Source organism: Streptococcus oralis subsp. oralis (assembly GCF_002096595.1).
GTDB lineage: Bacteria > Bacillota > Bacilli > Lactobacillales > Streptococcaceae > Streptococcus > Streptococcus oralis_D.
The window spans coordinates 181,053-206,577 of the sequence record NZ_NCUR01000008.1; the positions used below are offsets into that span (position 1 = coordinate 181,053).

29 protein-coding genes and 2 tRNA genes are annotated in these 25,525 nt (G+C 39.0%); 16 read left to right on the forward strand and 15 right to left on the reverse strand.

The features are described from left to right. Positions 1-42: 42 nt before the first annotated feature. Positions 43-711, reverse strand: a complete 669-nt coding sequence (locus B7714_RS01920) for an MIP/aquaporin family protein (RefSeq protein ID WP_084859494.1) — start codon at positions 709-711, stop codon at positions 43-45. A gap of 296 nt (positions 712-1,007) precedes the next feature. Here B7714_RS01920 and B7714_RS01925 point away from each other — a divergent pair, with 296 nt between their 5' ends. After that, complete coding sequence (locus B7714_RS01925; protein WP_084859495.1) at positions 1,008-1,988, forward strand: hypothetical protein; 981 nt, start codon at positions 1,008-1,010, stop codon at positions 1,986-1,988. A gap of 91 nt (positions 1,989-2,079) precedes the next feature. On the opposite strand, the gene pepF is transcribed toward B7714_RS01925, so the two are convergent. The 7 genes from pepF to B7714_RS01960 all read right to left on the reverse strand — a co-directional run bounded on the left by pepF (position 2,080) and on the right by B7714_RS01960 (position 8,169). Beyond that, positions 2,080-3,876 (reverse strand): oligoendopeptidase F, encoded by a 1,797-nt coding sequence (gene pepF, locus B7714_RS01930; RefSeq protein ID WP_084859496.1) that lies wholly within the window; start codon positions 3,874-3,876, stop codon positions 2,080-2,082. A 10-nt stretch (positions 3,877-3,886) separates the two neighbouring features. Further along, positions 3,887-4,630, reverse strand: coding sequence for a 16S rRNA (uracil(1498)-N(3))-methyltransferase (locus B7714_RS01935; protein ID WP_084859497.1), 744 nt, complete (start codon positions 4,628-4,630; stop codon positions 3,887-3,889). 1 nt (position 4,631) lies between these two features. Next, complete coding sequence (gene prmA, locus B7714_RS01940; protein WP_084859539.1) at positions 4,632-5,582, reverse strand: 50S ribosomal protein L11 methyltransferase; 951 nt, start codon at positions 5,580-5,582, stop codon at positions 4,632-4,634. A 137-nt stretch (positions 5,583-5,719) separates the two neighbouring features. Then, complete coding sequence (locus tag B7714_RS01945; protein ID WP_084859498.1) at positions 5,720-6,193, reverse strand: GNAT family N-acetyltransferase; 474 nt, start codon at positions 6,191-6,193, stop codon at positions 5,720-5,722. Further along, on the reverse strand, positions 6,180-6,617 hold the full coding sequence (locus tag B7714_RS01950; RefSeq protein ID WP_000401983.1) for an NUDIX hydrolase: 438 nt from the start codon (positions 6,615-6,617) through the stop codon (positions 6,180-6,182). The genes B7714_RS01945 and B7714_RS01950 overlap by 14 nt, the downstream gene beginning before the upstream one ends. 1 nt (position 6,618) lies before the next feature. Next, positions 6,619-7,680, reverse strand: coding sequence for a site-2 protease family protein (locus B7714_RS01955; RefSeq protein WP_084859499.1), 1,062 nt, complete (start codon positions 7,678-7,680; stop codon positions 6,619-6,621). 18 nt (positions 7,681-7,698) lie between these two features. Next, positions 7,699-8,169, reverse strand: coding sequence for a DUF3013 family protein (locus B7714_RS01960; protein WP_084859500.1), 471 nt, complete (start codon positions 8,167-8,169; stop codon positions 7,699-7,701). A 115-nt stretch (positions 8,170-8,284) separates the two neighbouring features. On the opposite strand from B7714_RS01960, the gene B7714_RS01965 reads away from it, so the two are divergent. The 4 genes from B7714_RS01965 (at position 8,285) to B7714_RS01980 (ending at position 10,907) form a co-directional block, all read left to right on the forward strand. After that, complete coding sequence (locus tag B7714_RS01965) at positions 8,285-9,556, forward strand: replication-associated recombination protein A (RefSeq protein WP_084859501.1); 1,272 nt, start codon at positions 8,285-8,287, stop codon at positions 9,554-9,556. A gap of 264 nt (positions 9,557-9,820) precedes the next feature. Next, positions 9,821-9,893 (forward strand) — tRNA-Lys (locus tag B7714_RS01970). Positions 9,894-10,257: 364 nt separating this feature from the next. After that, positions 10,258-10,773: a DUF308 domain-containing protein gene (locus B7714_RS01975; protein WP_000672739.1), complete on the forward strand. Its 516-nt coding sequence runs from the start codon at positions 10,258-10,260 to the stop codon at positions 10,771-10,773. A 61-nt stretch (positions 10,774-10,834) separates the two neighbouring features. Then, positions 10,835-10,907, forward strand: a tRNA-Lys gene (locus B7714_RS01980). Positions 10,908-11,047: 140 nt separating this feature from the next. On the opposite strand, the gene B7714_RS01985 is transcribed toward B7714_RS01980, so the two are convergent. Continuing rightward, positions 11,048-12,136 carry an AI-2E family transporter gene (locus B7714_RS01985; RefSeq protein WP_042768539.1) on the reverse strand — a complete coding sequence of 363 codons (1,089 nt, stop codon included), beginning with the start codon at positions 12,134-12,136 and terminating at the stop codon, positions 11,048-11,050. Positions 12,137-12,145: 9 nt separating this feature from the next. Beyond that, complete coding sequence (locus tag B7714_RS01990) at positions 12,146-13,435, reverse strand: hypothetical protein (protein WP_084859502.1); 1,290 nt, start codon at positions 13,433-13,435, stop codon at positions 12,146-12,148. Between the two features lie 811 nt (positions 13,436-14,246). Between B7714_RS01990 and B7714_RS01995 the strand changes: the two genes are divergently transcribed. The 4 genes from B7714_RS01995 to B7714_RS02010 all read left to right on the forward strand — a co-directional run bounded on the left by B7714_RS01995 (position 14,247) and on the right by B7714_RS02010 (position 17,500). Then, a complete protein-coding gene (locus B7714_RS01995; protein WP_000379854.1) occupies positions 14,247-14,678 on the forward strand; it encodes an Rrf2 family transcriptional regulator in 432 nt (143 codons plus the stop codon). 90 nt (positions 14,679-14,768) lie between these two features. Then, the gene (locus B7714_RS02000) at positions 14,769-15,773 is read left to right on the forward strand and encodes an NADP-dependent oxidoreductase (protein WP_024056548.1); all 1,005 of its coding nucleotides are present in this window, start codon (positions 14,769-14,771) and stop codon (positions 15,771-15,773) included. Positions 15,774-15,786: 13 nt separating this feature from the next. After that, positions 15,787-16,623 carry an alpha/beta fold hydrolase gene (locus tag B7714_RS02005; RefSeq protein WP_024056549.1) on the forward strand — a complete coding sequence of 279 codons (837 nt, stop codon included), beginning with the start codon at positions 15,787-15,789 and terminating at the stop codon, positions 16,621-16,623. Between the two features lies 1 nt (position 16,624). Further along, positions 16,625-17,500 carry an SDR family NAD(P)-dependent oxidoreductase gene (locus tag B7714_RS02010; RefSeq protein ID WP_084859503.1) on the forward strand — a complete coding sequence of 292 codons (876 nt, stop codon included), beginning with the start codon at positions 16,625-16,627 and terminating at the stop codon, positions 17,498-17,500. 253 nt (positions 17,501-17,753) lie between these two features. Here B7714_RS02010 and B7714_RS02015 read toward each other — a convergent pair whose 3' ends face one another. Further along, positions 17,754-19,235, reverse strand: coding sequence for an AcpB/EbpR/MafR family transcriptional regulator (locus tag B7714_RS02015; protein ID WP_084859504.1), 1,482 nt, complete (start codon positions 19,233-19,235; stop codon positions 17,754-17,756). Between the two features lie 310 nt (positions 19,236-19,545). On the opposite strand from B7714_RS02015, the gene B7714_RS02020 reads away from it, so the two are divergent. From B7714_RS02020 to B7714_RS02040, 5 genes are all read left to right on the forward strand, one after another. Beyond that, on the forward strand, positions 19,546-19,782 hold the full coding sequence (locus B7714_RS02020) for a GlsB/YeaQ/YmgE family stress response membrane protein (protein ID WP_042768735.1): 237 nt from the start codon (positions 19,546-19,548) through the stop codon (positions 19,780-19,782). A gap of 99 nt (positions 19,783-19,881) precedes the next feature. Then, complete coding sequence (amaP, locus tag B7714_RS02025; protein ID WP_000045619.1) at positions 19,882-20,445, forward strand: alkaline shock response membrane anchor protein AmaP; 564 nt, start codon at positions 19,882-19,884, stop codon at positions 20,443-20,445. Between the two features lie 10 nt (positions 20,446-20,455). Then, positions 20,456-20,626: a DUF2273 domain-containing protein gene (locus B7714_RS02030; RefSeq protein WP_084859505.1), complete on the forward strand. Its 171-nt coding sequence runs from the start codon at positions 20,456-20,458 to the stop codon at positions 20,624-20,626. 11 nt (positions 20,627-20,637) lie between these two features. Beyond that, positions 20,638-21,222, forward strand: coding sequence for an Asp23/Gls24 family envelope stress response protein (locus B7714_RS02035; protein ID WP_071851298.1), 585 nt, complete (start codon positions 20,638-20,640; stop codon positions 21,220-21,222). A gap of 41 nt (positions 21,223-21,263) precedes the next feature. Continuing rightward, the gene (locus B7714_RS02040) at positions 21,264-21,467 is read left to right on the forward strand and encodes a CsbD family protein (protein ID WP_000102420.1); all 204 of its coding nucleotides are present in this window, start codon (positions 21,264-21,266) and stop codon (positions 21,465-21,467) included. A gap of 217 nt (positions 21,468-21,684) precedes the next feature. On the opposite strand, the gene B7714_RS02045 is transcribed toward B7714_RS02040, so the two are convergent. The 3 genes from B7714_RS02045 to B7714_RS02055 all read right to left on the reverse strand — a co-directional run bounded on the left by B7714_RS02045 (position 21,685) and on the right by B7714_RS02055 (position 23,359). Then, positions 21,685-22,206 carry a hypothetical protein gene (locus tag B7714_RS02045; RefSeq protein WP_164497040.1) on the reverse strand — a complete coding sequence of 174 codons (522 nt, stop codon included), beginning with the start codon at positions 22,204-22,206 and terminating at the stop codon, positions 21,685-21,687. A 69-nt stretch (positions 22,207-22,275) separates the two neighbouring features. Then, positions 22,276-22,800 (reverse strand): thiol-disulfide isomerase, encoded by a 525-nt coding sequence (locus B7714_RS02050; protein WP_084859506.1) that lies wholly within the window; start codon positions 22,798-22,800, stop codon positions 22,276-22,278. A 103-nt stretch (positions 22,801-22,903) separates the two neighbouring features. Continuing rightward, complete coding sequence (locus B7714_RS02055) at positions 22,904-23,359, reverse strand: GNAT family N-acetyltransferase (RefSeq protein WP_084859507.1); 456 nt, start codon at positions 23,357-23,359, stop codon at positions 22,904-22,906. Between the two features lie 69 nt (positions 23,360-23,428). On the opposite strand from B7714_RS02055, the gene B7714_RS02060 reads away from it, so the two are divergent. Beyond that, positions 23,429-24,091 (forward strand): prepilin peptidase, encoded by a 663-nt coding sequence (locus tag B7714_RS02060; protein ID WP_084859508.1) that lies wholly within the window; start codon positions 23,429-23,431, stop codon positions 24,089-24,091. Here B7714_RS02060 and B7714_RS02065 read toward each other — a convergent pair. Continuing rightward, positions 24,080-24,535 (reverse strand): effector binding domain-containing protein, encoded by a 456-nt coding sequence (locus tag B7714_RS02065; RefSeq protein ID WP_142358012.1) that lies wholly within the window; start codon positions 24,533-24,535, stop codon positions 24,080-24,082. The two genes, B7714_RS02060 and B7714_RS02065, sit on opposite strands and share 12 nt — an antisense overlap. 78 nt (positions 24,536-24,613) lie before the next feature. Between B7714_RS02065 and B7714_RS02070 the strand changes: the two genes are divergently transcribed. Next, positions 24,614-25,513 carry a helix-turn-helix transcriptional regulator gene (locus tag B7714_RS02070; protein WP_000687279.1) on the forward strand — a complete coding sequence of 300 codons (900 nt, stop codon included), beginning with the start codon at positions 24,614-24,616 and terminating at the stop codon, positions 25,511-25,513. The last annotated feature ends 12 nt before the right edge of the window (positions 25,514-25,525 follow it).

Genomic DNA, 25,525 nt, shown 5'->3' on the forward strand with positions numbered 1-25,525 from the left:
GCCCTGTTCCTCAAACTGAGAACAGGACTCATTTTTCATTTCTTATTCTTCTGTTCCAAGGCAGTTTTTTGCAACAAGGGCTGCAAGAACGCCACCAACGATTGGCGCAAGGATGAAAATCCATACTTGTTGAAGGGCTGCGCCACCTACCAAGACAGCAGGTGCCAAGCTACGAGCTGGGTTTACTGAAAGGCCAGTAATGTTCAATCCAACAAGGATCATGGCCATCAAGGACAAACCGATTACTAAACCAGCAATCGCACCATTTCCCTTGCTTTCTGATGTTACAGTCATGATAACTAGGACAAACAAGAAAGTTGCGATGACTTCAAACAAGAATCCACCAAAGACAGTGACACCGTTTGCCAAGGCATTTTCACCAAGACTAGCAGTTGACATGCCTGAGTTAGACAAGAGGAAGAATACTGCAGCTGACGCAAGGAAAGCTCCAACTACTTGTCCAAGGATGTAGTTTACGAGTTCTGAAGATGACAAACGTTTGTTTACAAACATAGCGATCGAAACAGCTGGGTTCAAGTGAGCACCTGAAACAGTTCCGATTGAGAAAGCTGCAACTACAATTGCCAAACCAAAGGCAAAAGCAATTCCAAGGTGTCCAAGGCCATTAAGACCATTTCCAAAAACAACAGCTCCTGTTCCAATGAACACAAGCATAAATGTACCGATTAATTCAGCAACAAATTTTTTCATGATAAGTCTCCTTTTTTCAAACTATGTATTAGTCTATCAGAAGAAGGAAAGGGTTTCAAGAAAATTGACTGGAAAGTTTTTGTAGAAAGCCCATTAGAATTCTAAAAAAGACTACTACAAGAGAAAATAATAAAACTCTTTTTCTGCTTATCCTTCAAGAATGTCAGAAGCTTTCAAATACTTGCTTAAAAGAATACATCCCTCAATCATACCTTTTCTAGTAATTCATGCAAAAGAATGAAGAGAATGGTATAATTGATAATATACAATAAATGTTTTTGGCAAAGGAGACTACCATGAGAAAAAAGTTTAGAGTTTATATTCTAACCACTGCAACAATTTTAGCATTTGGCCTCGTCGCCTGTTCATCTAAACCATCAACCACTGCTACAAGCAATACAGAAGGTACTACAAATACAGAGACAGCAACCTACCATAAGAAAGATGTAACTGGTCCTGCCGCTTCATTTGACTGGAATGCCAAAGTTGAACCTACCAACTATGAGAGAACCTTTGTTGAAACCAACAGTGGCAGTCAATTTAATAAAACTTTAGATCGCACGAAAGAGGCGGCTGAGAATCTTGAAAAAAAGAAAAAGGAAATTTCGGATCCTAAGGTTCAAACAGCCCTCAAATTAGTGGATGCTGTCTTTGTCAATCAAGAAAATTTTGACCTAGTTGTGAAATCAGCGAGTGCTAGCAATCAAGAAGAGTTATTTGATAAGATTTGGAACGAATATTTAGTCCCTGAGTTAACTAAAATCCGTCCGAATTTTTCAAATGATACCATCTTTGAGTATAAGGGAGAAAAATATCCTCTGAAAATTTATGCACCAATGTTTTTCAAGGTCAACACCAATGCATTAGGAAAAGCAGGTGCCTATACTCTTGAGGACTATAAGGTAGAAGGCGACTTGGTTTATTTGAAATTTATATCCCCAGCTGTAGATACTTACCAATATGAAGTCAAAGCATCCTATCACACAGACAATCTCGAATTCTTTCAAGGACTGGTAGAAGAACAACAAAAGGTTCTTGAAACAGACTATGCTAAAGCTCTAAATATTCGATTTGTTTATCAATTAGCGGCGCTTGATTTTAAAGCAAATAACTATGTCGATTTAGAGGGAATGGATTATCTTGATCGCAACACTCATTACCTCGCCATAAAAGTGGATAATAATGGAGAAGCTAGCCTTGATAATGAAAATCTCGCCAACCTTTTACAAATTAGCATGAAGGCTTCAAATGAAGCCAATAAAGGAAAATTTGAATAAATCTTTAAAGCATGAAAAAATCACCTAAAACAGGTGATTTTTGTGTATTCATCTTATCGATAAACCGTCTTAAATCCGACACTGGATACCCTTACTCTCCTAACTGAGCACTGTAAGCGATAATCTGATCAACCGTATCAGACAAGAACTGAATCGTATCACGAAGTGGTTTATCCGTTGAAATATCTGCTCCTATGATCATTGCTGACTCAAGCGGTGTCTTGCTACCTCCTGATTTGAGGAGTTTGAGCCAGTCTTCAGCACCAGTTTCCGAATGTTTCAGATGGAGATAACCTGCAGTCGAGATGACAAGTCCGGCTGAGTAGGTGTAGCTATACAAACCCATGTAGTAGTGGGCCTGGCGCATCCAAGTCAGTGCCGCATCGTCATCAATTTCAATAGCATCTCCCCAGAAGTCCGTCAAGACTTCCTTCATAATGCTGTTAAGTTTGCTTGCTCCGAAGGTTTCTCCTTCTTCAATCAATGTATAAACCTTGCGCTGGAAGGCTGCTTCCAAGAGGTGGGTAATAAAGTTATGGAAGTAGGTGTCTGTCAAACGGTGCGCAAGAGCAAAGCGTTTTTGACGAGGATCGTCAGACTGATGTTCCAAATAATCACTTAAAAGCAATTCATTGAAGGTTGACGGCGCTTCAACGTAGTAGGTCGACATGTGGGCATTGAAGTAACTTTGGTGATTATCTGAAAAGATAAATTGACCAGAATGCCCAATTTCATGAATCAAGGTATAGACATCACTCAAACGACCAGTCCAGCTCATGAGGACATAAGGGTGCACGCGATATGGATCCGCCGCATAACCACCAGAATCCTTGCCACTATTAGCAGCAAAGTCCACCCATCGTTCCTCTTGATAACGAGCAACTTCCTGACAATATTCTTGTCCCAAAGGTTCTACTGACTTCATGACCAAATCATAGGCGTCATCAATAGTCACTTCAGGATTAAGAGCGCTATCCAAGTCCAATTTCCAGTCTGCAAAGGTCATCTTTTCAAGACCATTGACCTTGGCAACATGCTTGAGGTATCTCTGAGCAACTGGCGCAAAATCCTTCATGATGAGGTCAATCTGACGGTCAAACATGGAACGGTCCACTTCTTGCTCAGCCAGAAGATAATCAAAGACTGAGTCGTAGCCCTTCATATCGGCCAAGAGTTTTTCCGACTTAACTTGGGCTAAATAGGCTGCCGCAGCTGTATTTTGGTGCTTACGAAGTCCCTCTGAGAAGGAGCGGAAAGATTTCTCACGAACCTCAGCGTCCTCGTGGTTTTGGTAGAAATTTTCATAGGTCACAAAGCTGTTTTTGTAGGTTTTGCCATGGGCTTCAAAGTCAGCCATTTCAAAGTCCCCAGCTCGCATCTTGGTGTAAATATCCTGTGGGCTGTAGAAAACTTCACCCAGATTTGTCAAGGCCTTCTCCACATCAGCCCCTAGGTAGTGGGCTTTTTTGATTTTGGCCTGACGAATGGCTGCCGTTAAGTGGGGCAGTTCACCCAAACGGTCCAAGACTTCCTCGTCTGCTGCCACCAAGGCGTCGTCAAAGAAGGTCAAGGCTACGCTGGCGTCTGTTTCAAATTCCATCCCAGCTTGGGCAATATTGGCAAAATCTTCATTGCTATAGTCTGTCGTCTGAGGCATAAAGGCATAATTGCCAATATGGCTCATCTGGATATAGATTTGTTCCAATTCCGCAAAGGCCTTTTCAAAATCCTCAAAAGTGTGAAGATTACCCTTGTAGTCACGGCTAAATTGGTTGATGTCTTCGCGCGCTTTCTCGATTGCACGCAAGAAATCCTCACGGTCTTGGTATAGGGCTGTTAAATCCCAAAGTTCCTTCTCTGGAAATTCTGAACGGTGTTTTTGTTCCATTTTCTTCCTCTTATTTCTCTAATTCTAATAAAACACTAAGGGCTGATAAGGCATAAAGCGGGGCTGTTTCTGCTCGCAAGATGCGAGGTCCTAGGCCTGCCAAGACGGCTCCTTTAGTTTCAAAACTTTCGATTTCTGCTGGTGACAGACCGCCTTCCGGACCAAAGATAAAGAGCAATTTGGCTCCTTTTTTAAGACCAGTGATTGCTTGTAAGAGAGCAGCGGCTTCTCCTTCTTTAGCTGACTCTTCATAGGCTACTACGATAGAGTCAAACTGGTCCAGCTGAGCTAGAAAATCTGCTTTTTTCTCGAAAAGCTGAATACTTGGGACCAGATTTCGCTTGCTTTGCTCTGCTGCTCCAAGGGCGATTTTTTCTAGTTTTTCGACTTTCTTGCCTAGTTTCTTGCCATCCCACTTGGCAACGGACCAGTCGGCAGGGAAGGCCCAGATTTGACTGGCTCCCAGCTCCGTCACTTTTTGAGTGATGAACTCTAGCTTGTCTCCCTTGGGAAATCCTGATGCAATGGTCACTTGGACTGGCAGTTCTACATTGTCAGCTAATTCTTCGAGCAATTCAAACTGACGGGCTTCAACATTTAACACGCGCGCCAAACGCTTGATACCATCCTCAAAGACAAAGGTAACTTCATCATCTTCTTTCAGCCGCATGACCTGAAACATGTGCTTGCTGGTTTCCTTGTCCTCAATGGTGACTGGCGAGGTAGCAATACCCTTGACAAAATACTGCTGCATGCTAGCCTCCAATCACACCTGAAATATCCTTGGTCTTCTTAAAGACGCAGGCATTCCATTCCCCTTGAATCATGTGGGTTTCAAGGAAAAATCCAGCTGACTCAGCCGAGTCGCGCACCATGTCCCACTTGTCCTTGATAATCCCACTCATTATCAGGTAACCTTCATCCTTGACCAAGCGATAAGCATCATCCGTCAGATGAATGAGAATATCCGCCAAGATATTAGCCACAATCACATCTGCCTCAATCTCCACACCCTTGAGCAAATCACCTGCCGCTACATGGATGTTTTCCATACCAGGGTTGAGCTCAATATTTTCCTGAGCGACTCGAACTGCCACATCATCTAGGTCGTAGGCGAAGATTTCCTTAGCACCAAGTAGCGAGCTAGCAATGGAGAGGACACCTGAACCTGTCCCCACATCCAGCACCGTTTCGCCACCACGAAGAACCTGCTCCAAAGCAAAGAGGCTCATCTTAGTGGTTGGATGCGTTCCAGTTCCGAAGGCCATACCAGGATCTAGCTTGATAATCTTTTCTCCCGCAGTCGCCTCATAGTCCGTCCATGACGGTACGATGGTCAAGTCATGAGTGATACGAGCTGGCTCATAGTATTTCTTCCAGTTGTCAGCCCAGTCTTCCTCAGCCAAGGCTATCGTGCCCATCTTGACCTCACCCAAATCCATAAACTCAGTTAATTCTAGGAGACGAGCCTGCAAATCCGCCTCAACTGCTACTACATCAACTGTTTCGGGATAATAGGCTGTCACCACGATTTCTTCTTGCTGCTCGACCTCTGGGAATATCTCACCAAATCGATCCACATTCCCCACATAGTCCATACTGTCCTCGATCGCAACACCTTGCGCCCCCAGCTCAATCAAGAGATTGGAAACCAATTCCTCTCCCTCACGCTTAACTGTAACTTTTAACTCTTGCCATGTTTCCATCATTAAGATACCAAGCCCGTAAAACACAAAGCCAAAATAGGAAACTCTCTGAAGACGCTTGTGTCTATGAGAAGTTTATCTTTTTGGCACAGTGTTTAGGGCGGGTTCAGTTTAGAAATGTAACCGAACCATCCTTTCTATTTGTCAATCATTTTTTTCATGTAGACCATATCCATACCTTCTTTTTCAGGTTCGATATGGGTTTGGCAGTAGCCATTTTTCTCATAAAAAGCGACCATGCCCGCATCCTGTAATACCGTACACAAATCCCACTGTTTAATAGTCGAAAATTCCTTTTCCAGCAATCTCAATCCCTCAGAACCATAACCTTTTCCTTGATACTGGGGTAAAATCGCTGCCGTTCCCAACCAAGCCTCCGTCAACTCTTCATTGGTCTGAATTCGTAAAAAACCAATCTTTTCTTCATCTTCTTTCACAAAGTAATAATAGCTATTAGGACGTTCTACCAGTTTCCACTTGATTCGTTCGCGGTCCTCCAGATAAGGATCATACTCATCTTGGTATTTCTCATAAACCGCCTTAAAACTGGCTCTTTGAATGGCAATAATCGTTTCTAAATCTTCCGCCCTTGATCTCTCAAGTGTTATCATAATTCTCCTCCAAATAATCCCTCACCCTGTCCTGCAACTGGGGCACAACCTTATCTGAGCTAAGAAACTCCTCAATACTCATCAGTTTGTAGCCCTGTCCCTCATCGCCAAAGACGATACTATCAAACTGTTCCTGCCTTAACTTGCCAACTAGAAAGACGGATTCTTTTCCCTCAAAAAGCATACTTGGGTAAACCTTACTCCAAAGCAGACAATCCTCAGTCAGATGAATTCCTAGTTCTTCGTAAACTTCACGCGCCGCGCACTCAAAAGGACTTTCATTCCCCTCACGGCCACCACCTGGTAACTCCCACATATTGGGCCAAGGAATGCTGGGCTTGTCATCGCGTAAGATAGTTAAAATCCTATCCTCACAAAAGAGGGCAATTTTGCAACCTGTGAAATCAGAAATTTCTATTTCCATATCAAACTCCTTCAGCTAATTCTTTCTCCAACTCTGCTAACCAGCTTTCATAATAACGTTTCTCATCCCGCACCAAACGGCTGGTCACCATGTTTTTTCTAGCAATTTTTATAGCCTTGTCAGTCTGATCCATATCTTTCTTTACCAGAAATTGATACCAGGCTTGCATTATCTGCGTATCTGTCATTTTTAGAGATAAGAAGGACTTGACTCCTCGATTGCTTGCATACTCCTCCGCTTTCTCATGATCTCCTTCCAGCAAGGCAATTTGAAGAAGGTATAATTGGGAAAGAGTTTGAGACATCGGATTGTCTGTTTTATCTAATAAAGACTGAAAGTGTTTTTTGGCAGTCTCTATCTGACCATCGAATATGAAAACTAGTCCCTGGAAAATCTGAATGCTTTCTGCAAAACTCCCTCTTGCATCCTCATCAACAGGAATGATAAAGTCTTTCAAATCATATTCTTGAGGAGCTAGCAAGGTCTGGGCAGAATGCCTCAACACCGAGTAAGCGTATTTCCTATTTTCAGGCTGTTGTAGCAATTCCCAGATTTTCGCTCCATCGGTAATCCCAACTGGCTTTGCATTGATGAGAAGAAAAGATAGATTTAGACAAACCCAAGTAGCTGCAAAATACCAGTTAGCTGTCAAAATTCCATACAATAGCGCCAATAAAATCAAGCCAAGATGAACCATCAAGCCTCCTGCAAGCATCAGGATGACTCTTTGGTCGCTTTCATCTTCTTTCAATCCAATATACTGAGCACCAACATTTTTCAGAACGGCTGTTCGACTCAGATGAAACCTGCCTGACTTTTTGGTCAAAAGAAAGTTTCCTAATCCAAAAGCCACCAGTCGATAGCCTGTCAGATAACCACAAAATGCGTGCCCCAGCTCATGAAGAATAAAGATCAGATAAATGCTGAAAAAAGTAAATAGGTAGCCTGGAATAAAGACTAAAGAAAAATCTAACTCTTTAAAGGCAATCGTCCCAAAAACAAATCCCAGCATTAAAAAAACAATGGACAGACCGGAAATACAAGACAAGACTATTTTCTTCATATACTTCCTCGCTAGTTCCTAATATCTCGGATAAGGATAAAACTCTCCTTCTTCCAAGCCGACTTTTCCTTCTTCAAAGACTTCTTGGTTCCATTCCATGACGAATTCTTCTGCTTCTGGGTCTTCCAAAAAGTCCATAAGGGCATCCAGCCCAACCTCGGCAGTATCTTTAAGGAAAAGGGCAAAATAAGCTAAAAACTCACGAGAAAATCCTTTTTTAGGCAGATAAGGGAGGACAGTCAAATAATCTTCTTCATTGACTTTTGACTTGGCAGGATTGTAAAAGAGTACCGCTTCCTCAAAGAGGATATCGTCTGACGAAACCTCTCCGTCCTCATCCACCATCTCCACACCTGCAGCATTTTGTGCCTCTAGTAGAAAACTCACTTCTACCGCATGGTTGCGCTTGTCCCAACTAATCTCAAAGTCAAAGGGAAAGTTCTTCTCCAATTCTTCCTCTAAAACATCTAAAAATCCGTATGTTGCCATTTTGTCCTCTTTCTATGCGACTCTTTAATCGCCCCGATTGCTCGGAAATATGCTAAAATAGATACTACCATCTTACCACATATACATCAGAAAATCCATGTTAGAAAGGACTGCTATGCCAGACAATCTCGCGCTTCGCATGCGCCCAAAAACCATCGACCAGGTCATCGGTCAGGAGCATCTGGTCGGACCTGGAAAAATTATCCGTCGCATGGTGGAAGCCAATCGTCTGTCCTCCATGATTCTCTATGGACCTCCAGGAATCGGCAAGACCAGTATCGCCTCTGCCATCGCTGGAACGACCAAGTATGCCTTTCGGACCTTTAACGCGACAGTGGATAGTAAAAAGCGACTCCAAGAAATCGCTGAAGAGGCTAAATTCTCTGGAGGATTAGTTCTGTTACTGGACGAGATTCATCGTCTTGATAAGACCAAGCAAGACTTTCTTCTGCCACTTTTGGAAAGTGGTCTGGTTATCATGATTGGCGCAACGACTGAAAATCCCTTCTTTTCTGTCACTCCTGCCATCCGTAGCCGGGTTCAGATTTTTGAACTGGAACCTCTGTCTAACCAAGACGTCAAAGAAGCGATTCAGATCGCTCTCACTAATCCTGAGCGCGGTTTTGACTTCCCAGTTGAGCTAGATGGGGATGCGCTGGATTTCATCGCAACCTCTACCAATGGAGACCTGCGTTCTGCCTTTAATTCACTAGATTTGGCTGTTCTCTCTACCTCTGAGAATAACAAGGGCATCCGCCATATCACGCTTGATATCATGGAAAATAGCTTGCAGAGGAGTTACATTACCATGGACAAGGATGGGGATGGGCACTATGATGTCCTTTCTGCCCTTCAAAAATCCATCCGCGGCTCAGATGTGGATGCCAGTCTTCATTACGCAGCCCGCTTGATTGAAGCTGGGGATCTGCCTAGCCTCGCCCGTCGTTTGACTGTGATTGCCTATGAGGATATTGGTTTGGCCAATCCTGAAGCGCAGATCCATACCGTAACTGCTCTAGATGCCGCACAAAGGATTGGTTTCCCAGAAGCTCGCATTCTCATTGCCAATGTCGTCATTGATTTGGCCCTTTCTCCCAAGTCCAACTCAGCCTATGTGGCTATGGACAAGGCTCTTGCTGATCTCAAAACATCCGGGCATTTGCCTATTCCACGACATCTACGTGATGGTCATTACAGTGGAAGCAAGGAACTAGGGAATGCGCAAGACTATCTCTATCCACACAACTATCCTGGAAACTGGGTCAAGCAAGACTATCTGCCAGAAAAAATCAAAGACCAGCACTACTTCACTCCAGAAGATACTGGCAAGTACGAACGGGCCTTGGCGCAACGCAAGGAAACCATTGATAAATTACGGAACTTGTGAAATCCTTTTCAAAAAAATAAATTTTCCTCTTGAATTTTTTTAAAAAAGTGGTATCATATAAATATAGAAACGCTGTGGTGTACGACTTCACACTTAAGTGTTGACCGACTATTTTTTGTATTTTTAGGGAAACAAAAGTCTTCTAACAGCATGTAGGCCGTCTCACACGGAAACAGCTTCAGTTAGAGCGAGTTGCCCACCTGCTTAATTGCGCGGGTTCAATACAAACCGTGAAGTTTCGGCACCAATACAGCTTTTTTCTTTGCCTCCTTAGCTCAGCTGGCAGAGCAGCGGACTCTTAATCCGTGGGTCACAGGTTCGATCCCTGTAGGGGGCATCTAAATACAACAGGAAAAAGCCTTGTAAATCAAGGCTTTTTTTGCTTGTCTATAACTGATTTACCCCATCATTTGTCCCACATTTTAAATCTATCTTTTCTTTTTGAATCAAATTACATCTTAACAAATAGTGTAAAGCCAGTTACTTTTGCTTTGATTCCATACAATATTTTCATGTAGAGAAGACAAATTTTATCTTCTCTTTTTATTTTCAAAATAATAAAAACTGATTTTCTTTTCATAAATCAGACTGAAACTTCCAAATTTTCCATTTTGTTTATTGACATTTCCTCTAAAAAGGTGTATAATATTTTTATTATCAAACTATACTATACTATATAGGACTATATAGGGGGTATTGAAATGAAATTTTCTAATCGTTTACTGCTATTCCTTGCAGGAGTTGTTTTTGTCCTTTTAGGACTTTTCCTATTTACAAACCCAGTAGCTAATCTTGTTGCTTACAGCTGGTGGATTGCATTTGGTTTACTGGTTTCTTCTATAGCAGCTATTTTAGGCTATTTCTCTGTACCAAAAGAGCTTCGCTCACCAGCTCATCTTTTCCAAGGGATTGTTAATCTTCTCTTAGCTCTTTACCTCGTTGCCTATGGCTTTGTGACGCTGCCAGTTGTCATTCCAACTATTTTAGGAATTTGGTTAATTGTAGAAGCCATTATAGCTTTCTTTAAAGGCAATCGTCTGGGATTGATTTTCCCTATTATTGGCAACCATATCATGTGGATAGCGTTGCTTGCATTTTTACTAGGTCTAGTGATTTTGTTCAATCCAGTAGCTACAAGTGTCTTTGTCGTTTATGTCGTTGCCTTTGCATTTTTAATTGTTGGTTTCACCTATATCCTTGATGCCTTTCGTAAATAATCTAGCTGCCATTTTGGGCATATTAAAAAAGCTGGGAAGTTACATTCTCAGCTTTTTATTTGCCTTCTTAGATCAGTTGGTAGAGCAGTAGACTCTTAATCTATGGGTCGCAGGTTCGAGCCCTGCAGGGGGCACATCTAAATCAACAGAAATAAGCCTTGAAACCAAGGCTTTTTTTAACGTCTAATAGCTTTTTGTAGAAAAGTATTTAAAAATAAAAGAGAAGAGAATCTCTCACTCTCTTCTCAGTATATCTTATTAAATTTAGTTTTTCTTAATCTACCTGATTTTCCTTTGCAACGACAAATTCTTTAACCAGTCGATAGATAACAGCAAATACGGGGGTAAAGAATATCATTCCAAGTAGTCCGAAAAGATTCCCTCCGATACTAGCAGCCGCAAGCGTGAAAAGGGCTGGTAAGCCAATAGATTGACCCACAACTTTGGGATAGATAAGATTTCCCTCAATCAGTTGTATGATTTGATATAGAAGAAGAGAAAGTAAGGCTTGAGTAGGACTCACTGTGAAGATAAAAATCGCTCCCACAACACAAGCAATCATAGGCCCTACATAAGGAATGAACGATAGCACTCCTGCAAAGATACCTGTCATTACTCCATAGGGTATCCCAAACACGCTGTAACCAACCGCTATCATAACTCCTATGATGACTGCTTCAATCAGCTGACTCATCAAAAATTGGTCATAAGTCTCTAGTGCTACTTGTCCAATGCAAGTTAACTTTGTCACCACTTTCTCTGGAAATATAACTTTTAGAAGTCGACTCGTCATCGCTGCCAGATGTTCCTTACTGGATAAAAATGAAAAGGTAAATACTATAATCAGAAAGGCATTCATTATACTTGAAAAAATATTTCCTATATTACTAGTCAGACCGGATAAGAAGGTTATCAAAGCTTGACTAATAGAGCTAGACTGTCCCTGAATTCCTGATACGATAGTTGACAGCATGTCTTTGGTTACAAATTCCGAGCTGTCTAGCAATTTCCTAAGTTGAGTCAGGACTGTTGAAAGGACTGTTCCCAGCTGACTAATAGTCTGAGCTAGGGTTGGCAGCACCAAAACCAAAAGAGCAATCACGATTAAGATAAGAGCTAGGAAAACAAGTACCATGGCAATCGGACGACGCAACTCTGCCTTTACCTTCAATTTAACTAAATACTGTTCAATTTTTTTCATAGGAACATTAAGCACAAAAGCAATAACAGCACCATAAATCAAGGTTGATATTACATCAAAGAGAGAGATTGCTCCTGATATAAAGCTCGATGCATTCAGAATTACAAGAGCAACCAGCCCTATAAAAAGGATTAACGGAGTATATTTTTTAACTAAGTTCATAAATTCTCCTTAATAAACATGTTTAGATACGACTATACTATTTGGTTTTTCAAACTCTCGATCAAGGTAGGCTTGGTAAGTTCCTGGAGCGATAAATCCTTTGGGTGAGAGGATATCGGTGCCAGCCTGACCGACTATGGTATCAGCCAAGAGCACACAGTTTGTAGATAAGACAAAGTAGGATTTAAACTTAGATTTGATAAATTTATAAAGTTCCCCATCTGTCTCGTGTCTGATTTTATAAGCGTAGGTGTAGTCTTCCTTACCATCACCTGTCATGATTTTATCTGCACTTGGCTCCCATGGAATTGTCAGTTGTTTCAATTCAGCCAACTTTTTCTGAACTGCTTTTTCCATTTCAGGCGTCAAATCTATCCCATAACCAAAAAGCGTTTTTTGACTCTCACGTTTACATAGGTCAATGTACTTGTCACGATCACAGAAATATAAGACACCATCTCCTACCATGCCAAATAAGGTCTCAGAAGACGGATCATAGTTGCCATAAGAAATAACACGGCCTTGATAGCAGATATCCACATGACCAATTGCCGAAAACAGAGAGGTCTCAGCTGTATGAATAAAAATTTCAAGCTCCGCTGTCTTACCAGACTTCACCATTCCAAGATGGATATCCTCTCTCTCATCAGCATTTTCCTGCATGAATTTATTGATTTTTGCTAAAGTACTTGCAGGGATGAGAGCGGCTAGGACAATAGGTAAGCTAATTCTTACACGACGTTTGAGATGGTTTTTCCCAATTTCCTCCTCAAACAAGAAACCATCACGGATATTGGACACACCATAAAGGAAAAAATAAGCCCCTAATACAAAGAGTTGAAAGACAGAATTTCCTGTAGAGGACAAAAGACTAGTCCCACCAAGAAAAACTAGTACGAGTCCATCTAGTAAGAGACGAAAACGAGGTCGAATTTTGTTTTTGCGGTAGAGAACATAGGTGACAAGGTTAATACTAGCATGAAAAATCTGATAAACTCCAATCACAAGAGCCAAAATATAAATCGGCACATCCGTCGCAAGATTGGAGCCAAGCAAATATCCCAGCACTAACAATTTAACCAGTGCAACTCCCAAGGTGTCCGTTGACTGACTTTTTTTGAAAATACGTAATACTAAATCTAAGACCGTTGCTATCCAAGCTAAAAACAGAACCAGGCGAATAACTGTTACTGGCAACCAAGTCCCCGTGACCATCAAGATGAGACCTAGCAGAACAAACAAGAACCCCTGAGCAAGTAATTTCTTACCTGTCAGACCTAAAGATAGAATTTTCGCCATATAAAAACCTTTCAACAATAAAAATTAAACACTCCGATTAAACTGACTAGTAAATAGCCAACACTACAAACAGCCTGTGCCAGCAACATATGGTGACTAGAAATGACTGTAGTAATGTCACCATCTTGTCTTATGCACTTCTAAAATTTGTTATATTGATTAGAAACCAGAGCTTATAAAAACTAGCTAAACTCGAGAGATAGACACAATTGCGACGAAAAAATGTATAACCAATTCAACTTGTTAAGGTAAGAAAGCATTATTTCCAATCTATTAATTATTCATATATTACCTATTATGACACAATATTCCCTATAGTTCAACTTTTTACTTGTTTTTATATTACACGGACTAAAAAGTTTTCAACAGTTGATTGCATTTGTTTTAATAAGTTTTAACCTTTCTTGGTTAGATAAAAAAAGAACCATACAGTTTAGAATCTGTATGGTTTTTGCCCCACTTTTGCCCCATTTTTAAATCATGACATTGAAAATACCTAAAAGTACCTTCCGAAAATCACTTAAATTTCAACTTTTTAATTACTTTCAAGATGATATAGTCTCCCAAATCCATGGGGGCATCTACATACAACAGGAAAAGCCTTGGAATCAAGGCTTTTTTGTGTATCTGTTCTACTTTTGGTCAACTAATGGATATCAACGGTATAATTTTATGAACACCCTTCCCAGACAGCTCTAATCTGATTGCACTCAAAATTTTTTAAAATTTAAAACAAAAGACTTGCTTTTCTTTTAATTTATGTTATACTTGCTCTTGTATCTGATACAAGTTTATTAAGAGAGGGATTCATATGGATACAAAATTCTCAGTTGCTTTGCATATCTTAACAATGATTAGTGAAAGCAAGGAAACCTTAAGTTCTCAAGCACTAGCTATTAGTGTTGGGACTAACGCTAGTTACATTCGAAAAGTGATTGCCTTATTGAAAAATGCAGATTTGATTCATTCCCAGCAAGGAAAAACAGGTTATCAACTCAGTAAGTCTCCAAAGAAAATGACTTTACTAGAGATCTACTATGCTACTCAAGAAATCAATCACATTAGTTTATTCCCTGTTCATCAAAATAGCAATCCTGATTGCCCTGTTGGAAAACATATCCAAGGAGCAGTTTCACCGCTTTTCGCTAGTGCCGAATCTCAATTAGAGAAGGAATTAGCAAATCAAACTTTAGAAGATGTCATTGACAATCTATATAAACAAGCTAAACAAGTCCGAAACTGATTTGATAACAAGTCAGTTTTTACTGGAAATAACATATACTTGTATCAGATACAGGTATAAAATCATATAGAAAAAGAAAAGAGAAATCACATGAAAGCCGCACAACACACTACTTATAACAAAAACAATATCACACTGAACATCACAGAAATCGCTAAACCAAGTATTACAGACAAACAAGTATTGGTGAAAGTCACCGCAGCCGGTGTTAATCCTCTCGATAACATGATCTCTCGTGGTGAGGTCAAGATGATTGTTCCTTACAAACTTCCTCAAACTGCAGGTAACGAGGTCGGTGGGATCGTTGAAAGCATTGGCAAGCAAGTTGACAACTTTCAGATAGGAGACCGTGTCTTTGGCCGTCTGCCACTTGATCATATCGGCGCCTTTGCAGAATACGTAGCTGTCGATAGCCAAGCCTTAGCCAAGGTTCCAGACTATCTATCAGACGAGGAGGCTGCTTCTGTTCCTCTTACTGCCTTGACCATTATACAGGCTCTTGAACTCATGGGCGCTCAAGCTGGGAAAACGATCTTTATTTCTGGTGGGACTGGTGGTGTCGGTGGAATGGCCATTCCAATTGCCAAGGCCAAAGGTTTGAAGGTCATCACCAATGGAGCTGGAGATAGTGCTGAGCGTGTTCTGAAACTAGGAGCAGATAGATTTATCGATTACAAAACAGAGGATTATACAAAAACTGTTAGCCAGGTTGATTATGTCCTCGATACACTTGGTGGGGCTGAAACTGAAAAACAAATGTCTATCATGAAAAAAGGTGGTCATCTTGTTTCCCTTCGTGCCATGCCAAACGGTGCCTTTGCCAAACGCATGAATCTACCAAAATGGAAACAGATGATTCTTGGCTTAGCAGGTCGCAAATTTGATAAGATGGCGGAAAAATATGGCGTCCACTATCATTTTATCTTTGTAGAAAGCAATGGCGCTCAATTACAAGAGGTAGCTGACCTCTTTAGTAAATTAGAAATCAAACCCTCTATCGATACAGTTTATCCATTTGAAGAGGTAAATAGCGCATTAGACAAGGTCGCTAATGGTCGCTCACGTGGAAAAACAGTCCTCAGCTTTAAGAAATAAAAAGGAAAACACAATGTCATATCTTACAACTAAAAATCAATACATCACGGTCGACGGGAACAAAATCGCTTATCGCGAACTTAGTAAAGGCAAATCAAAACTACCTCTTCTGATGCTGGTCCATTTGGCAGCAACTCTCGATAACTGGGATCCTAAACTCTTAGACTTGATTGCTGAAAAGCACCATGTCATTGTAGTCGATCTTCCTGGAGTAGGAGCCAGTCAGGGCAAAGTTGCTCCGACTATTCCTGGAATGGCTGAGCAGACAATTGACTTTGTAAAAGCGCTTGGTTACGATAAAATCAATCTTCTTGGCCTTTCTATGGGAGGTATGATTGCCCAAGAAATCATCCGAATCAAGCCTACTCTAGTGAACCGTTTGATTTTGGCTGGAACAGGACCTCGAGGTGGAAAAGAGGTCGATAAGGTCACAGGGAAAACCTTTAGTTATATGTTTAAAGCTGGACTCGAGCGCATCGATCCTAAACGCTATATCTTCTATAATCATGATGATCAAGGGAAAATTGAAGCCTTGAAAGTCCTAGGACGAATGGGTATGAGAACAAAGGAATTTGCGGATAAAGATATGAACCTATCAGGATTCCTAACTCAACTCAAAGCTATTAAACGTTGGGGGAAAGATTCGCAAGACGACCTAAAATTTATCATCCAACCAACCTTAATCGTCAACGGGGACAAGGATATGCAGGTTCCAACGGAAAATTCTTACGATATGCATGCAAAAATCGAAAATAGTAAGCTGATCATCTATCCAAATGCTGGTCACGGTTCGATCTTCCAATATGCAGAGGAGTTTTCAAAAAAAGTCATTGCTTTCTTGGAGGACTAAGATGGTCAAAACTATTCTGATTACAGGTGCTACTGACGGTATCGGTAAACATTTGGCAAAGAAATTGGCTAGTGAAGGGCATCATGTCATCCTCCATGGTCGAAATCCTCAAAAACTTGAGCTGGCGCTTCAAGAGGTTAGGACCGTTTCCTTGAGAGGCAGAGTTTCTAGCTACCTTGCAGATTTTTCAAAATTAGATGATGTTTATCGATTTGTAGAGGAAATCAAGAGAGAATTTCAAAGTATTGATGTCTTGTTTAACAATGCAGGCCTTTATGCTGGAAAAGAACGAAAAGCGAGTGCTGAAAATGTCGAGTTGACCTTTATGTTATCTGTTCTGGTTCCCTATATTTTAACAACTAAGCTAGGTCCCTTGTTAGAAAAAGCGCCTGACGGTCGTATCATTAATACCTCCTCCTATATGCATCATTTTGCCAAGGTCAAGGATTTAGACTTTGGATTTGAGAACAATTATAATCCCGGATTGGCCTATAATAATTCTAAACTTTACACTATTTGGATGACACGCTATCTAGCCAGAGAGTTCTTCTTAAGAGGTTCAAACATCACCATCAATTCTTACCATCCAGGTTTGATTTCAACCAATTTGGGGAACGATTCTAGTGATGAAAAAACGAAAAAGTCTCTCTTTGGACGCCTGATGAAATCTTTTTCAAAAGATTTAGATGAGGGAATTAAAACAGGCTACTACCTCACCTTATCAGAAGAAGTCACTGGTTTGACAGGCTACTATTTTGATGATAAAACTGTCAAAACAGTTTCTGAAAAAGGTTATACTTTTGAAAGATCTCAGGATTTAATCGCTTATTGCAATGATAAGATTGAGATGTTTCAAAATAAGTCCACAATATCTTAACTTTATTATGACTCGACTATCAAGAAAAAGATGATATCAAAACTTATCTATTTTCTATATCCTAAATAATTTGCCCCACTTTTGCCACGTTTTGAAATAATCACATTCAAAATTATTCCAAGTATCTTCCAAAAATCGTTTATATTTCAACATTTTTGGTTAGTTTCAAGATGAAGATTTCTTAAAAATGCTTGCAGGGCATTTAAATACAACAGGAAAAGCCTTGGAGTCAAGGCTTTTTTGTTATTCTTAGTTACTCGTCTAATCGAATAAACATCATTGCGTTAAGCAAAGAGATGAGAGCGACTGTATTGACATTATTGGAATAGATCAGTCTCTTATTTTCAATAGGAGGAATAATAAAATTAGAAATAATGATGTCATAAGGTGATTCTTTTAGAGCATCAAGGGATAACTCTAATTCACTCCAAACTTCCAGTTCAAAATTGTTACTGCAATAGTAAGAAAGTGTCTCTGCTACTGATTTTGCATGATACTGATCAAAATTACTCATGACCAAAACCTTTAATTTAGGTTGATTTTGTAAAAGATTTAACACCAAGTGTTTGCTATGAGTGATAAAAGTATAAGACAAATGATTGACCTTCATTGAATTACGATCCATATCCAAAGCCTCTAGATAATGTTCAATCCCTTCCTTCACCTCTGAAACAAAGCGAGGGAAAATATTTTGAAAGTTCTTGATTGTATTGCCTTTTTGATCAAATAAGATAAACTCTGTCGATAATTCCTGGCGATGCAGATGTGCTGTATTATGCAGATGCCAAATCAGGTTGTCTCTATTGTCTACTTGGAGATTATACTCTCTTGATACCTGATCTACTAGATCGCCCAATAACTGATACGATTTTTTTACATAGCTGTCTGTTTTTGCATGGTTGAGAAATACTTCTTCATCTATGAAAAACATTTTTTGAAAATAGGATACAAACAGTTGACCTATCACTTCTTTATTCAGAGAGATATGATATTCAGAATCAAAGCTCGCTACAATGTCTTCGATTTCTTCTGCCTGCATGAAAGATTCCAACAATTGGTTGTTAAAAGAATTTTTCTCAACTTCCATGAAATGACCAAACTTTATTCGGTATAAATTTGTTACGAGGAGTAACTTTAACATTCGTTGAGTGGCGAAATTGACAGGAAATGCAGTTTCTTTATAGACCAATGCCAACAGCTTACACAAGGGTTCTACTGAAAAATCTTCAAAAGGCCATTCAAGGAAATAATATTTCTCTGAAAAATACTGGGCAAAAAAGTAACGGATATCAATCTCATTTCCAGTGATTCGAACTGGATTGAGGCTAATTTCAAAACGATATTGCTTCTTAATAATTTTATTAATATGACGGATGATACGGTAAAGAGAGGAAGAACTGATATAAAACTCTTTGCAAATACTATCAGTATCACATCCTTCATTAAAAAAGATAAATTCTAAAATTGAAAAGTGGGTTGAATGCTTAAAAAAATGATGATAGACCATCTCAATATCACTATCATCGGTATTAATGATACGGATGCCGTTTGTTGAGGAATGAAATATCAAGTCAGGAAAGGAAGACCTGACCTGGGACAAGTCATCTTTTACAGAACGTTCTGCACAATGCAATAATTCTGCTAGTTCCGAAATATGAAACCAGCGTTTGTTTTCAAATAGTAATTCTAATAATTCTAATTGTCTGTGACTCTTTTTCGATAATAAATCTCTCATGAATAGCTTTTCTCTCTTTATAATAAACTAAACGATTGTCTATCAATCTTCATGCAATTATACCATATGGAGTGCATTTATCCTCTTACAACGACTTTTGCTTGTCATCAAAAGACTAGTCTAATCCCTTAGAAACCCAGTAGCATCAATCTTTTCTTATTTATTTGTACCTTTGGTGTGTTTTTATAATACGTAATTTAAGACAAATTATTATCTTTCCATATTTAAATATTATATAATTAATTCAATCAAAGGAATTGATTTTCTGAAATTGATTCTTTGATTTAGAAATAGAAAAGGAGGATACACTATGTTGTGGTCCATTATTGTAGGAGGTCTTATTGGTCTCGCCGCAGGTGCAATCACTAAAAAAGGTGGTTCAATGGGAATAATTGCAAATATCTTTGCAGGGCTTATCGGTTCATCTGTAGGACAATCTCTTCTCGGAAGCTGGGGACCTTCATTGGCTGGAATGGCTATTATTCCGTCAATCGTTGGTGCAGTGATTGTTGTTGCAGTCGTTTCATTTCTATTTGGTAAAAAATAAGCATTACCTAATAAGAAATTAAAAGTGATAAGCCATAATTTTGAATACTGTAGACGGGTAAAATTATGGTTTAAAGCTTTTCAATTGAAAGGATTTAATATGTCAAAATCAAAGAAAATATTGTTACTTATTTTCTGTATCTTAATCTTGACTATTTTCCTTCCTATTCTCATAGATTATCATCAGGTCAGTGATTTAGGAATCCACTTATTTAGTTGGAGAGAACTCTACGCTGAATTTCTGATTGCTAGATATGTCTTTTGGGGGACACTTGTCCTATCTGTTTTAGTTTTAATTTCAATGTTAGTGATACTCTTTTATCCTAAACAATATCTAGAGATTCAATTAGAAACTCAAGAAGATACATTAAAACTAAAAAATTCAGCTATCGAAGGCTTTGTTCGATGTTTGGTTATTGATCATCAGTTGATGAAAGAACCAACGGTCCATGTAAATAGCCGCAAAAATAAATGTTTCGTTACTGTAGAAGGTAAAATTCTTCCTTCAGACAACATCTCAAATCGATGTCTAGTCATTCAGAATGAAATAACTCATGGATTAAAGCAGTTCTTTGGTATTGAACGTGAGGTAAAACTTGAAGTTAAAGTAAAAGAAGTTGAACCTCGAAAAACGACCAAAAAGACTGTTAGTCGTGTAAAGTAAGGAAGTAAAAATGGAATGGTTTAAAAAATATCAGTATCCAATTCTTGCAGGTTTAGTAGGTGTCATTCTCGCTTGCTTTATCTTATCCTTTGGCTTTTTCAAAACACTCTTTGTGTTAATCTGTGGAGGCTTAGGAGCATTTGCTGGATACTATGTTAAGGAAAAATATTTAAATAAATAAAGGAGTCTCGTATGTCAAACGTAGATAAAAATGTAGAAAAAAAAGATGTTGCTGTTGTTTCTCAAGATGTTAAAGGGGAACTCACTTATGAGAATAAAGTAATCCAAAAAATCATTGGTCTTTCACTTGAAAAAGTACCTGGACTTTTGGATGTTGATGGAGGATTCTTCTCTAATCTAACAGAAAAAATTATCAATACAGACAATGTCACTCATGGTGTCAATGTTGAAGTTGGGAAAGAACAAGTTGCAGTTGACTTGAACATTGTTGTTGAATACCAAAAGAATGTCCCTGCTTTGTACAAGGAAATCAAAGATGTTGTGGTATCACAAGTTACAAAAATGACTGATCTAGAAGTTGTTGAAGTCAATGTGAATGTTGTTGATATCAAAACGAAGGAACAGCATGAAGCAGATTCAGTTAGCCTTCAAGACCGAGTAACTGACGTGGCTTCTTCAACAGGAGAATTTGCTTCAGAACAATTTGAAAAAGTGAAATCTGGGATCGGTTCAGGTGTTGCTGCTGTTCAAGAAAAAGTAGGCGAAGGTGTTGAAGCCGTTAAGGGTGAAGCAAAGGAAAATGCTCGCGTACACTAATTCATCTAGTCTAAATCAATCAATTTAAAGGAGGCAGAATCATGTCAACAGAAGAAAAATTAAATCAAGCAAAAGGTTCCATTAAAGAAGGTGTCGGCAAAATGATCGGCGACGAAAAAATGGAAAAAGAAGGCGCAGCTGAAAAAGTTGTTTCTAAAGTAAAAGAAGTTGCTGAAGATGCTAAAGATGCTGTCGAAGGCGCTATTGAAGGTGTTAAAAACATGCTTCACAAAGACGAAAAATAAGACTAAAAGTTAATTTATCGTATAACAATAATAGTCAAAGAGAGAACATTTACTGTTCTCTTTTTTGTATATAGGACCCTAAAAACGATTCCCAATTTTCGTTAAAAGAGATTCTTAACAGGAAAGGCTCTGGTTTCAAGGCTTTTTTGCTTGTTTAAAATAATAGCTCCCTTTTTAAAGAAAGAAAATTTAAAAGCTTGCACACTACTAGACTGACTTATTTATCCACCACTTGAGCCTCAAATTGGGCTGGTTGGTTGTCTACATTGGTAATGATGATCGTGTAGGGTTTGTTATTGGTGGCATCAAATACTTTTTCACCTTGGTAACTCACAACAACTCTATCTTTTTCTAAATAAATATCTGGTTGGGTGTTTGGAAGTTCTTCATCCTCCTTGTCGAAACCATGGCTTTTTATAATTTTTTGTCCCTCTACTTCATAGTAAACATCACCATTACTCTCACTCCAAACACTAGAGCCAGTTAATTTAATTTTACTTGAATCGTTTTTCTTCAAGATGAAGAGTGAATAGTATTCCAAATCTTGTGTTCTGGGATTTACTCTTAAGTTGACAGATTGACCTGGTTGAAGAGTGTATTTGCCATAGTTCAAAACTGAAAAGACAAACCAAACTAGCAGCAAACTATACAAGACTCCTATAATCATTCGTGAGCGCCTACTTTTAAACAAACGTAAAAGTAACACAAAAGAGACAATAAAGAGCAATTCTGTAAACATTTTGTCCCTCCTTTCTCATCTTCGTTGACATTCTGAACAGAGTCTCGCATACATTTCTCACTAGCAACATCAACCATACAAAGCCTGATACATCTTATCTAGAAAATCTTTCAACTCTTTTTGAACAACCTTTAATAGGCGTTCTTCTTCGGCTTGAGATATCGTCACACTTTCTTTTTTTTGATTCCTAATATGAGAATAATAACTACGTTTTAGGGTTAATTGATTATCTAAAATATAGTAGGCATTTATTTGTTCCTCATTTACCATTGTTTCAAATAAAACCGAGACTTCATCCCTACTAGGATTCAACATTTTCAAATCGATGTCTCCTTTTATCCCTATGGAGTCAATTCCTCCATCCAAGCGGATAGCACCGTCGGGAGGAACAATATAGCTTGCTTTTCGCATGTCAGACGCATATTTTCCTGAATCCATTAAATGTTGTAAAACAGTTATATTGTCCTTTTCTTCAAAGGAGGTTTTTAATTGCATATGTTCTTGGTGGCTTTGATACTGAAAATAAAGAGTGATACCAACAACTAAGGCAAGTACAGAAGCGAGCAAGATTCGTATTTTTCTAGGTCTCGACATGTTTATCTCCTCTATCTAAGAAATCATAGAAGTCTTGTTTCTAACTTTGAAAGATGACTTCTTTATCCTTGAAAATCCTTGGGACTCTAGTCCCACGTGACTGCTATCTGCCCTTTTTCATGATGTATTTTCGTCTAGGTACTTCAACCATTCGAACGGTTTCAAATCCTTCTTTTTGGTAAAGCTTGTAAGCTGTTTGATTTGCCTCGTAGACATTTAGAGAAATAGTATCTATGTCTTCATTTTCAAAGGCCAAACTAACAAATTTCCTTAAAGCCTGGCTACCTAAGCCTTGTCCCTGTTTCTGGGGGTTGATAAAAAATCTCCCGATATGAAGATTTTTTTCTTCTAGCCTGATTTTCTGGATAAGCCCCACAAACTCTTGTCCATCAAAGATTGAAAAGATTCCTTCCAAATCTTGCAAGATTTGAATTGTTAAGGGAAAAGGAATCATTGGTCCCATCCATTGTTCTTGAAAGGATTTGCCAAGGGAGTTGGACCATTGGCATAAGAGCTGAGCATTCTCTGTGCTCACATTTTCTTCAAAACGAATCATCATCTTGACCTCACCATCTTATCTGTGTTTCTCCATTATACTACTTCTCCTATTTTTTACGAATAGATAAGTATGATTGATCTTTATTTTTTTCTTGTCGGGAGCATTCTCGCTTCTTTCTTGGGTTTGGTCATTGACCGTTATCCTGAGCAATCCATTCTTCGACCAGCTAGTCACTGCGATTCCTGTCAGACTCGCTTGCGACCCTTAGATTTGATTCCGATTATCTCTCAAGTGATTGGTCGCTTTCGCTGTCGCTACTGCAAGGCACGCTATCCTGGCTTGTACGCTGTTTTTGAGTTAGGCTTGGGGTTACTTTTTCTGGCTTGGTCATGGGGCTGGATTTCCTTTGGTCAAGTCATCCTAATCACTGCTGGCTTGACCTTGGGCATCTACGACTTTCGCCATCAGGAATATCCCTTACTAGTCTGGCTGACGTTCCATCTAATCCTCATGGCTTTCTGTGGTTGGAATCCGATTATGTTCTTCTTCCTTGCCCTTGGAATCATGGCTCATTTTATCGATATTCGCATGGGCGCAGGGGATTTTCTCTTTCTGGCTTCTTGTGCGCTCGTCTTTAGTGAGACAGAGTTGCTGATCTTGATTCAGTTTGCTTCGGCGACGGGGATTCTGGCCTTTCTCCTGCAAAAGAAAAAGGAAAGACTTCCTTTTGTGCCTTTCCTCTTACTTGCTGCGACTATAATAATTTTCTATCAGTTCTTATTAGTTTGTTGAATTGGGAACCCAAAGCTCAACTTCTGCATCCATGGGATTACCGTTTAAAAGTATTTCTAAGATAATTCCATCATTGTAAAGCGAGCTATATCCTCCCTCAAAAAAGTTATCCTCCAATTTGTCAAACAAGAGTCTTGATTTATCACCACTGGCTGAGCTTACTAAATAATCTTTCTCTGGGACAAGAATGCTTTCGTAACCTGCCACAACATTATTTGCCGCAACTCCTGCGTAGTATTGTATACCATCTTTATGAGGAACTATCAAAGCATAGCCTCTTTTATCTATGGAATGGGGCATCAATTTTCCCAGCATTCCTTCTTTAAATAACTGATTATAGAATGCCGTTTTCTCTTTAGAATAGTGATGTTCATGAACTGTAGTTCCTTCTATCAAAATACTCTTGCCAACTAAGGTAAACGATGGTTTAGTTTGATGTTTCATTATATGAACTCCTTTCTTTATGGTATAATCATAACAAAAGTAATATGACAACTATCTGTCATATTTAAGGAGAAAATTATGAAAATCGACCGTCAAATGGGGATTATTTCTCATTTAGTAAATAAACGAAAAACAACAGCTAAAGAATTATCAGAACTTTTTAAAGTCAGCACACGAACTATTATGAGAGATATTGATGATTTATCTCTTGCAGGCATTCCTCTCTATGTAATGAAAGGAAAAAATGGAGGCATTTTTCTTATGGAAGACTTCCAAACTGATAAACCTCCCCTGACCCAATCCGAGAGGCTTTCGATCGAATCTGGTTTAAAAAGCCGTTATCAAGTATTGGAAGATGCCTCTACTTTCAATGCTATATTGAAATTAAATGCTACCAATACATACTCTGATTTCGAAATTGATTTATCTCTATCTCAAGGGAACTTGGAAATACGAACTTTGATTTTTAAGTTATTGGAAGCTATCAGAGGTAGAGTAAAAATAAAATTTTCCTATATTAATTCACAAGGACTGGTGAGTCAAAAAAATTGTGAGCCTTACCGTATTGTCTATAAGGACCGGAGTTGGTATATGGATGCCTACGATACTGATAAAGCGCGTTTTTCTGTTTTTAAAGTTGCTAGAATTAGTGAACTTACTCTCTCCGATACTTTTTCAAAAAGACATTTTACACCACTTCCCTATGATGGTGGTGCTTGGATGAATGAAAACAAAGTACCTGTCATCCTGCATGTCCAGAAAATTGTTCTTGATCGATTTGTGGAACTCTTAGGCTATAATGCCATAAAACCTATTAATAGCGATATTTACGAGATTACTTATCCGTTAAACGACAATGATTGGGGATACAATACCTTGCTTGCTTTTGGAAAATACATCACTGTTATATCTCCTAAGCATTTCCTGAAACATTTCACCAACTATATAGATACCATTCATAAGCAATACCCAAACTAATATTCAACTGTC

Excerpts from the sequence above, each read along its gene's own strand:
- B7714_RS01920 (WP_084859494.1), bottom strand. The coding sequence starts at position 711 with ATGAAAAAATTTGTTGCTGAATTAATCGGTACATTTATGCTTGTGTTC.
- B7714_RS01925 (WP_084859495.1), top strand. The coding sequence starts at position 1,008 with ATGAGAAAAAAGTTTAGAGTTTATATTCTAACCACTGCAACAATTTTA.
- pepF (WP_084859496.1), bottom strand. The coding sequence starts at position 3,876 with ATGGAACAAAAACACCGTTCAGAATTTCCAGAGAAGGAACTTTGGGAT.
- B7714_RS01935 (WP_084859497.1), bottom strand. The coding sequence starts at position 4,630 with ATGCAGCAGTATTTTGTCAAGGGTATTGCTACCTCGCCAGTCACCATT.
- prmA (WP_084859539.1), bottom strand. The coding sequence starts at position 5,582 with ATGGAAACATGGCAAGAGTTAAAAGTTACAGTTAAGCGTGAGGGAGAG.
- B7714_RS01945 (WP_084859498.1), bottom strand. The coding sequence starts at position 6,193 with ATGATAACACTTGAGAGATCAAGGGCGGAAGATTTAGAAACGATTATT.
- B7714_RS01950 (WP_000401983.1), bottom strand. The coding sequence starts at position 6,617 with ATGGAAATAGAAATTTCTGATTTCACAGGTTGCAAAATTGCCCTCTTT.
- B7714_RS01955 (WP_084859499.1), bottom strand. The coding sequence starts at position 7,680 with ATGAAGAAAATAGTCTTGTCTTGTATTTCCGGTCTGTCCATTGTTTTT.
- B7714_RS01960 (WP_084859500.1), bottom strand. The coding sequence starts at position 8,169 with ATGGCAACATACGGATTTTTAGATGTTTTAGAGGAAGAATTGGAGAAG.
- B7714_RS01965 (WP_084859501.1), top strand. The coding sequence starts at position 8,285 with ATGCCAGACAATCTCGCGCTTCGCATGCGCCCAAAAACCATCGACCAG.
- B7714_RS01975 (WP_000672739.1), top strand. The coding sequence starts at position 10,258 with ATGAAATTTTCTAATCGTTTACTGCTATTCCTTGCAGGAGTTGTTTTT.
- B7714_RS01985 (WP_042768539.1), bottom strand. The coding sequence starts at position 12,136 with ATGAACTTAGTTAAAAAATATACTCCGTTAATCCTTTTTATAGGGCTG.
- B7714_RS01990 (WP_084859502.1), bottom strand. The coding sequence starts at position 13,435 with ATGGCGAAAATTCTATCTTTAGGTCTGACAGGTAAGAAATTACTTGCT.
- B7714_RS01995 (WP_000379854.1), top strand. The coding sequence starts at position 14,247 with ATGGATACAAAATTCTCAGTTGCTTTGCATATCTTAACAATGATTAGT.
- B7714_RS02000 (WP_024056548.1), top strand. The coding sequence starts at position 14,769 with ATGAAAGCCGCACAACACACTACTTATAACAAAAACAATATCACACTG.
- B7714_RS02005 (WP_024056549.1), top strand. The coding sequence starts at position 15,787 with ATGTCATATCTTACAACTAAAAATCAATACATCACGGTCGACGGGAAC.
- B7714_RS02010 (WP_084859503.1), top strand. The coding sequence starts at position 16,625 with ATGGTCAAAACTATTCTGATTACAGGTGCTACTGACGGTATCGGTAAA.
- B7714_RS02015 (WP_084859504.1), bottom strand. The coding sequence starts at position 19,235 with ATGAGAGATTTATTATCGAAAAAGAGTCACAGACAATTAGAATTATTA.
- B7714_RS02020 (WP_042768735.1), top strand. The coding sequence starts at position 19,546 with ATGTTGTGGTCCATTATTGTAGGAGGTCTTATTGGTCTCGCCGCAGGT.
- amaP (WP_000045619.1), top strand. The coding sequence starts at position 19,882 with ATGTCAAAATCAAAGAAAATATTGTTACTTATTTTCTGTATCTTAATC.
- B7714_RS02030 (WP_084859505.1), top strand. The coding sequence starts at position 20,456 with ATGGAATGGTTTAAAAAATATCAGTATCCAATTCTTGCAGGTTTAGTA.
- B7714_RS02035 (WP_071851298.1), top strand. The coding sequence starts at position 20,638 with ATGTCAAACGTAGATAAAAATGTAGAAAAAAAAGATGTTGCTGTTGTT.
- B7714_RS02040 (WP_000102420.1), top strand. The coding sequence starts at position 21,264 with ATGTCAACAGAAGAAAAATTAAATCAAGCAAAAGGTTCCATTAAAGAA.
- B7714_RS02045 (WP_164497040.1), bottom strand. The coding sequence starts at position 22,206 with ATGTTTACAGAATTGCTCTTTATTGTCTCTTTTGTGTTACTTTTACGT.
- B7714_RS02050 (WP_084859506.1), bottom strand. The coding sequence starts at position 22,800 with ATGTCGAGACCTAGAAAAATACGAATCTTGCTCGCTTCTGTACTTGCC.
- B7714_RS02055 (WP_084859507.1), bottom strand. The coding sequence starts at position 23,359 with ATGATGATTCGTTTTGAAGAAAATGTGAGCACAGAGAATGCTCAGCTC.
- B7714_RS02060 (WP_084859508.1), top strand. The coding sequence starts at position 23,429 with ATGATTGATCTTTATTTTTTTCTTGTCGGGAGCATTCTCGCTTCTTTC.
- B7714_RS02065 (WP_142358012.1), bottom strand. The coding sequence starts at position 24,535 with ATGAAACATCAAACTAAACCATCGTTTACCTTAGTTGGCAAGAGTATT.
- B7714_RS02070 (WP_000687279.1), top strand. The coding sequence starts at position 24,614 with ATGAAAATCGACCGTCAAATGGGGATTATTTCTCATTTAGTAAATAAA.